Here is a 6,267-nt window from a genome sequence, read left to right on the forward strand (position 1 = left end):
GGCCGCCGCCGATGTTCAGCTCGGTCAGGATGACGCCGTGACGGGCGCGGATGTCGGCCATCGCGGCGATCATCCGGTGAATCGCCTCGCCGTACAGGCCCGGATCGCTGACCTGCGACCCGATATGGCAGTGCAGGCCGATCAGGTCCAGGATCGGGTGCGCGAGCACCCGCTCAACCGCGTCGGCGGCCTGGTCGTGGGCCAACGTCAACCCGAACTTCTGGTCGCTGATACCGGTAGTGATCGCGCGGTGCCCGTGGATATCGATGTCGGGGGTGACCCGCACCAGCACCCGTTGGCGCCGCCGCGCCAGGCCCGCCAGGTAGGCGATCTCCATGCAGGAGTCGACGACGATCCGCCCGACACCGACGCTCACCGCGTCGCGCAGCTCGTCGGGTGTCTTGGCGTTGCCGTGCAGGATGATCCGGCTCGGGTCCACGCCACCGGCCAGGACGGTGGCCAGCTCACCGGGTGAGCACACGTCGACGCCCAGGCCCTCTTCCCGTGCCCAGCGGGCCACCGCGGTGGTCAACAGTGACTTCCCGGCGTAGACCACCTCCGCATCACGCAACGCCTTGCGCAACCGACGGGCCCGACGGCGAAAGTCCGTCTCGTCCAGGACATAGGTCGGCGTGTGGAACTCGTCGGCGATATCGGTGAGCGGTACGCCGCCGACGCACAACTGGCCCATTTCGTCGGTGCGGGTCGTGATTGGCCAGATCGTCGGATCGAACCGTCGCGGAGCTGCCCGACCGATCGAGGGCAGCATGTCCAGCAGTGTCATGCTTCCACGCTGCGCCCGGCATCGGCCCTGCGCTGCCTGCCTTTACGGTCCCTTGACGCCGCCGGGCCCATTCTTGACGAGATTCGCCGACCTAGAATGGGCACATCATGACCGCACCGGGGACTGCGTGCCCAGATACCCCGATCGCGGGGCTCGTCGATTTAGCGCTGACTGCGCCGACTTTCCAGCAGCTCATCGAGCGTGCCTCCGATCGACCCGACACCCTGACGCTGGTCGGACCGGCCAGCGCGCGCCTGTTCGTCGCCAGCGCGCTGGCGCGACAGGGTCCGCTGCTGGTGGTCACGGCCACCGGCCGCGAAGCCGACGACCTGACCGCTGAGCTGCGCGGCGTCTTCGGTGACGCCGTGGCGGCCTTCCCGTCTTGGGAGACGCTGCCGCACGAGCGGCTTTCGCCCGGCGTCGACACCGTCGGCACCCGTCTGATGGTGCTGCGCAGGCTGGCCCACCCGGATGACGCCCGGCTGGGCCCGCCGCTGCGGGTGGTGGTCACCGCGGTGCGCTCACTGCTGCAGCCCATGGCGCCCCGGCTGGGCGACGAGGAACCGCTGACCCTGAGCGTCGGGGTAGAGGTGGCATTCGAGGAAGTCGTGACCCGGCTGGTCGAATTGGCCTACACGCGGGTGGACATGGTGGGCCGGCGCGGCGAATTCGCCGTGCGCGGCGGCATCCTCGACATTTTCCCGCCCACCGCCGAGCACCCGGTGCGAGTCGAGTTCTGGGGTGACGAGGTCAGCGAGATGCGGATGTTCGCGGTCGCCGACCAGCGGTCCATTCCCGAGCTCGAGGTCGACACGCTGGTGGCCGTCGCTTGCCGCGAACTACTGCTCACCGACGACGTGCGGGCGCGGGCAGCGCAGCTCGCGGCCCAGCATCCTGTCACCGACAACGCGGTCACCGGCACGGTCAGCGACATGTTGGCCAAACTGGCCGAAGGCATCCCGGTCGACGGCATGGAGGCGCTGCTGCCCGTCCTGCGACCCGACGAGAATGCGCTGCTGACCGATCAGCTGGCCGACGGCATTCCGGTGCTGCTGTGTGATCCGGAGAAGGTGCGCACCCGCGCGGCCGACTTGATCAAGACCGGACGCGAATTCCTCGAAGCGTCGTGGTCGGTGGCCGCCCTGGGCTCCGACGCCCCAATCGACGTCACTCAACTCGGCGGCTCCGGTTTCGCCGAACTCGACGAGGTCCGCGACGCGGCCGCGGCCGCGGGCCACCCCTGGTGGACGCTGAGCCAGCTGTCCGACGAGTCGGCGATCGAGCTGGAGGTCCGGGCCGCCCCGTCCGCGCGCGGCCATCAGCACGACATCGATGGCATCTTCGCCATGCTGCGCGCTCATGTCGCGACTGGCGGGTACGCCGCCGTCGTCGCTCCGGGCGCCGGCACCGCGCACCGGGTGGTGGAGCGGCTGGCCGAATGTGAAACGCCCGCCGCCATGCTGGAACCGCCCAACCTGGCGCTCAAACCGGGAGTCGTCGGCGTGCTCAAAGGTCCGCTGCACGACGGTGTCGTCATACCGGGCGCGAACCTGGTCGTCATCACCGAAACCGACCTCACCGGCAGCCGGGCCACCGCCGTGGAAGGCAAGCGGTTGGCGGCCAAGCGCCGCAACACCGTCGACCCGCTGGCGCTGACCGCCGGCGATCTGGTGGTGCACGACCAGCACGGCATTGGGCGGTTCGTGGAGATGGTGGAACGCACCGTCGGCGGCGCCCGTCGCGAATACCTGGTGCTGGAATACGCATCGAGCAAGCGGGGCGGGGGCTCGGACAAGCTTTACGTTCCGATGGACTCGCTGGACCAACTGTCCCGCTATGTCGGCGGGCAGGCGCCGGCGCTGAGCAAGCTGGGCGGCAGCGACTGGGCCAACACCAAAACCAAGGCGCGCCGGGCGGTGCGCGAGATCGCCGGCGAACTGGTCGCGCTCTACGCCAAACGCCAGGCCAGCCCTGGCCACGCCTTCAGCCCCGACACCCCGTGGCAGGCCGAGATGGAAGACGCGTTCGGCTTCACCGAAACCGTCGACCAGCTCACCGCCATCACCGAGGTCAAAGCCGACATGGAAAAGCCGATCCCGATGGACCGGGTGATCTGCGGCGACGTCGGCTACGGCAAGACCGAGATTGCGGTGCGGGCGGCGTTCAAAGCCGTGCAAGACGGCAAACAAGTCGCGGTACTGGTGCCCACCACGCTGCTGGCCGACCAGCATCTGCAGACGTTCACCGACCGGATGGCCGGCTTCCCGGTCACCGTCAAGGGGCTGTCCCGGTTCACCGACACCGCCGAATCCCGCAAGGTGATCGAGGGCATGGCCGATGGGTCGGTGGACATCGTGATCGGCACCCACCGGCTGTTGCAGACCGGGGTGCGCTGGAAGGACCTGGGCCTGGTCGTCGTCGACGAGGAACAGCGCTTCGGCGTCGAGCACAAAGAGCACATCAAGTCGCTGCGCACCCACGTCGACGTGTTGACCATGAGCGCCACCCCGATCCCGCGCACCCTAGAGATGAGCCTGGCCGGCATCCGCGAGATGTCGACCATCCTGACCCCGCCAGAAGAGCGCTACCCGGTGCTGACCTACGTCGGCCCGCACGAGGACAAGCAGATCGCGGCGGCACTGCGGCGCGAGCTGTTGCGCGACGGTCAGGCCTTCTACGTGCACAACCGAGTCAGCTCCATCGACCGGGCCGCCGCGCATGTCCGCGAGCTGGTGCCCGAGGCCCGCGTGGTCGTCGCGCACGGGCAGATGCCCGAAGAGCGGTTGGAACGCACCGTCCAGGGGTTCTGGAACCGCGAATTCGACATCCTGGTCTGCACCACCATCGTGGAAACCGGCCTGGACATCTCCAACGCCAACACGCTGATCGTGGAGCGCGCCGACACCTTCGGCCTGTCCCAGCTGCATCAGCTGCGCGGCCGCGTCGGCCGCAGCCGCGAACGCGGATACGCCTACTTCCTGTATCCGCAGCACGCTCCGCTGACCGAGACGGCCTACGACCGGCTGGCGACGATCGCCCAGAACAACGAGCTGGGCGCGGGCATGGCGGTCGCGCTGAAGGACCTGGAGATCAGGGGTGCGGGCAACGTGCTGGGCGTCGAGCAGTCCGGGCACGTCGCCGGGGTCGGGTTCGACCTGTACGTGCGGCTGGTCGGCGAGGCCGTCGAGGCTTACCGCGCCGCCGCGGACGGCCAGACGGTCACGACGGCCGAAGAACCCAAGGATGTGCGCATCGATCTGCCGGTCGACGCGCACCTGCCGCCCGACTACATCGCCAGCGACCGGCTGCGGCTGGAGGCCTACCGGCGGTTGGCGGCGGCTCCGGATGACGCGGCGGTCGGCTCCGTCGTCGAAGAGCTGATCGACCGCTACGGGCCGCTGCCCGAACCTGCCCTGCGGCTGGTGGCGGTCGCTCGGATGCGGCTGTTGTGCCGGGAGTCGGGCATCACCGAGGTGACGGCCTCATCGGCGGCGACGGTGCGGTTGTCGCCGTTGACGCTGCCCGATTCGGCTCAGGTGCGGCTCAAGCGGATGTATCCCGGTGCCAGTTATCGCGCCACGACGGCCACCGTGCAGGTGCCCATTCCGCGCACCGGCGGGATCGGCGCCTCGCGCATCCGCGACGTCGAGTTGGTGCAGATGGTGGCCGACTTGGTGACCGCACTCGCGGGCAAGCCGCAGCAAGATATTGGTATGACGAGCCCGGACCCGGCCGCGGCCAGCCAGGAGCGGCGCTGATGATTCGCGCCGGCGACGATGCAGAGCGAAGCGATGAGGAGGAGCGGCGCTGATGATTCGCGCCGGCGACGATGCAGAGCGAAGCGATGAGGAGGAGCGGCGCTGATGTTTGTCGTCCTGGTCGACCCCCGGCGTCCTTCCCTGGTCCCGGTCGAGGCCATCGAATTGCTCACCGGTGAGGTGCAGTACACCGAGGAGATGCCGGTCGCCGTGCCCTGGTCGCTGCCCGCAGCCCACCCGGTGCACAGCGGTGACGACGCGCCGGTGCTGTTGTCCTCCGACCCCAAGCACCCCGCGGTCACTGCGCGACTGGCCGCCGGAGCTCGGCTCATCTCAGCCCCGGAGCGTCCCCGCGGAGAACGGCTCGTCGACGCGGTGGCGATGATGGACAAATTGCGCACCGCCGGGCCATGGGAAAGTGAGCAAACCCACGACTCGCTGCGCAGGTATTTGCTGGAAGAGACGTACGAACTGCTCGACGCGGTGCACAGCGGCGACGTCGAGCAGCTGCGCGAGGAACTCGGTGATGTGCTGCTGCAGGTCCTTTTTCACGCCCGCATCGCCGAGGATGCGGCACAACGTCCGTTCACCATCGACGACGTCGCCGACACGCTGATCCGCAAGTTGGGTAACCGCGTGCCGGGAGTCCTTGCCGGAGAGCCGGTTTCGTTGGAAGAGCAACTGGCGCAGTGGGAAGAGCGCAAAGCGGCCGAAAAGCCCCGCAATTCGGTGCTGGACGATGTGCACACCGGCCAGCCGGCGTTGGCGTTGGCGCAGAAGGTGATTCAGCGGGTCGAAAAAGCCGGACTACCCGCCGAGCTGATTCCCGGTGAGATCACCACCGTCAACCTGTCTACCGAGGTCGACGCCGAAAATTCGTTACGCGCAGCCGTTCTGGATTTCGTTGAGACGGTGCGGGGTGTGGAGAAGGCGATTGCCGCCGCGCGCCGCGGTGCCAGCGTCGCCGACGAACTCGACGTGGCCCCGCTGGGCACCATCACCGCAGAAGAGTGGCGCGCGCACTGGCCGGGTGACGAGCCGGAGATGGAAGCGCAACCCGCGGTTGCCGACTCCGACGATGTCCCGATAACCGACATTCGCCGAGACTCATAGCCCCTTCACGTCGCGATAATTTCGCCGAGTTTGCGAGATAGGTGTTTGCCTGCAACTGAAACCGAATTGTCGATAGCCAATTAGCCTGTTGGCTAATCGGAATTCCAACATGGTTGCCGAGAAATTTGTGTGCTGAACGGCGCTGCGCCAGGGTAGGGCGTCATCGCATGGGACGATGGCCTGGTTGCGTGGGTACTCCGCACCCGCAAACAGGGGTCCAAACAGGGGAGAGTTGTGACGCCGAGACGCTGGTTGCGCGCGTTCGCCGTGATAGGGGCGACCGCGATGCTGTTGGCGTCCAGCTGCACCTGGCAGCTCAGCCTGTTCATTCCCGAGGGCGTACCGCCGCCGCCCGGTGATGCGGTCCCGCCGATCGACACCTACGCCACCGGCCGTCCCGCCGACCAGCTGCGGCAATGGGCCGAGCAACGCTCGGCTGCGCTGGAGATCCCGGTGATCGCACTGGAGGCCTACGCCTACGCCGCCCGGGTCGCTGAGGTGGAGAACCCCAAGTGCCATATCGCCTGGACCACGCTGGCCGGTATCGGGCAGGTGGAAAGCCACCACGGCACCTACCGCGGCGCCACCATCGCGCCCAACGGCGACGTCACC

General features: G+C 68.1%; 2 protein-coding genes and 2 pseudogenes. 3 read left to right on the forward strand and 1 reads right to left on the reverse strand.

Going from position 1 to position 6,267, the window contains the following annotated elements; translation table 11 throughout:
* A pseudogene (locus A9W95_RS07975) lies at positions 1–784 on the reverse strand (diaminopimelate decarboxylase); the annotation flags it as partial.
* Between the two features lie 107 nt (positions 785–891).
* Here A9W95_RS07975 and mfd point away from each other — a divergent pair.
* The 3 genes and pseudogenes from mfd to A9W95_RS07990 form a co-directional block, all read left to right on the forward strand.
* Positions 892–4,542, forward strand: a complete 3,651-nt coding sequence (gene mfd / locus A9W95_RS07980; protein ID WP_067410540.1) for a transcription-repair coupling factor — start codon at positions 892–894, stop codon at positions 4,540–4,542.
* Between the two features lie 105 nt (positions 4,543–4,647).
* A complete protein-coding gene (locus A9W95_RS07985) occupies positions 4,648–5,655 on the forward strand; it encodes a nucleoside triphosphate pyrophosphohydrolase (RefSeq protein ID WP_067410542.1) in 1,008 nt (335 codons plus the stop codon).
* Between the two features lie 234 nt (positions 5,656–5,889).
* Positions 5,890–6,267 (forward strand): annotated as a pseudogene (locus A9W95_RS07990) (hypothetical protein); the annotation flags it as partial.

The organism is Mycobacterium sp. 1423905.2, from assembly GCF_001673155.1.
GTDB lineage: Bacteria > Actinomycetota > Actinomycetes > Mycobacteriales > Mycobacteriaceae > Mycobacterium.